2 protein-coding genes are annotated in these 1534 nt (G+C 63.2%); both read left to right on the top strand.

The features are described from left to right. A partial coding sequence (locus EOA86_RS34130; RefSeq protein WP_164892303.1) for a PLP-dependent aminotransferase family protein occupies positions 1 to 630 on the top strand: 630 nt, incomplete at its 5' end. Positions 631 to 755: 125 nt separating this feature from the next. Further along, positions 756 to 1487, top strand: coding sequence for an ectoine/hydroxyectoine ABC transporter ATP-binding protein EhuA (gene ehuA / locus EOA86_RS34135; protein WP_245497463.1), 732 nt, complete (start codon positions 756 to 758; stop codon positions 1485 to 1487). The last annotated feature ends 47 nt before the right edge of the window (positions 1488 to 1534 follow it).

A 1534-nucleotide genomic window follows, 5' to 3' on the forward strand; every position in this document is an offset into this window, starting at 1 on the left:
CGGCGCGAGCAAATCGCCGCGGTGGCGCGCAGGCACGACATCGCCATCATCGAGAACGACGTGCTCGGCCCGCTGGTCGAGGGTCGTCCGCCGCCGGTCGCCGCCTTCGCGCCCGAGCGCACGCTCTACGTCACCTCCTTCACCAAGATCGTCGTGCCAGGCCTGCGGATTGGTTATCTCGCGGCGCCCGACCGCTATGTCGCCGCCGTCGCCAACCGGCATCTCGTCTCCAACTGGATGGCGACGCCGCTGGTGGCGGAGATCGCGACAAAATGGGTGACCGACGGCACGGCGATGGAGCTTGTCGGCTGGCAACGTTCGGCACTGCGGCGGCGGCAGGAGATTGCCGCTCAGGTGCTTGCCGGGGTCGACTATCGTGTTCATCGCGACGGATTGCATCTGTGGCTGCGGCTACCCGGCGACCGCGGTGAGGAGAGTTTCGTCTCGCAGGCCCGTTTGCAGGGCGTGGCGATCGCGCCAGGCACATCCTTCCGTATTTCCCAGGAGCCCTGGCAGCCGGCAGTGCGCATCTCGCTGGGCTCGACTACCGAGGAGGAACTGCGCGCCGGCCTGAGCGTTGTCACCAAACTTCTGCTCGGCGATCCGGAGCATCTCCTGCTGGCGATCTAGGCAAAGATCGCCGCGGAATTGTGCGGAGCCAGAAACATTGTCATGAGTTTATTTTCCTGATTGACATGATTTGGCGCGTTCCGCATCGTTGAAGGCACCAAGCTTCTCCAGCAACGGGGAATTCAGTGTCCGCGCCCATCATAAAGATCGACGGCATTTCGAAAAGCTTCGGCACCTTCAAGGTGTTGGACGGCCTGTCGATGCAGGTCATGCCGCGCGAGAAGCTGGCGCTGATCGGCCCATCCGGCTCGGGCAAGACGACGATCCTGCGCATCCTGATGACGCTGGAGAGGATCGACAGCGGCCACATCCAGATCGACGGCGAGCAGCTCTACCACATGGAGCGCAACGGCCAGTTGCTGCCCGCCGACGAACGGCATCTGGCAAGAATGCGCCAGAAGATCGGCATGGTCTTCCAGCTGTTCAACCTGTTTCCGCACAAGAGCGTCATCGACAACGTCACGCTGGCGCCGATCTTGACCAAGGGCATGCCGCGCGCCGCCGCCGAAAAACGGGCGATGGAACTGCTCGACATGGTCGGCATGGCCGACAAGGCGAAAGCGATGCCGGCGCAGCTCTCCGGAGGGCAGAAGCAGCGCGTGGCGATCGCCCGGGCGCTGGCGCTGCAGCCCAGGATCATGCTGTTTGACGAGGTGACATCGGCGCTCGATCCGGAACTGGTCGAGGAGGTGCTGAACGTGCTGTGGCGGCTCTGCTCCGAGACAGACATGACCATGCTGCTCGTCACCCATGAAATGGGTTTTGCCCATGATTTCGCCACCGGAGCGACAACTTCGAGGTTCGGGTCGTTGGCCTTCTTGACCAGATCATTGATCGACAGCACTGGCAGCGAATAGGCGTCGATGCGGCCGTCCTGCCGCATCTTCAGGCCGCTCTGGCCGTC

It is taken from the genome of Mesorhizobium sp. M5C.F.Ca.IN.020.32.2.1, from assembly GCF_004023105.1.
Taxonomy (GTDB): Bacteria; Pseudomonadota; Alphaproteobacteria; order Rhizobiales; family Rhizobiaceae; genus Mesorhizobium; species Mesorhizobium wenxiniae.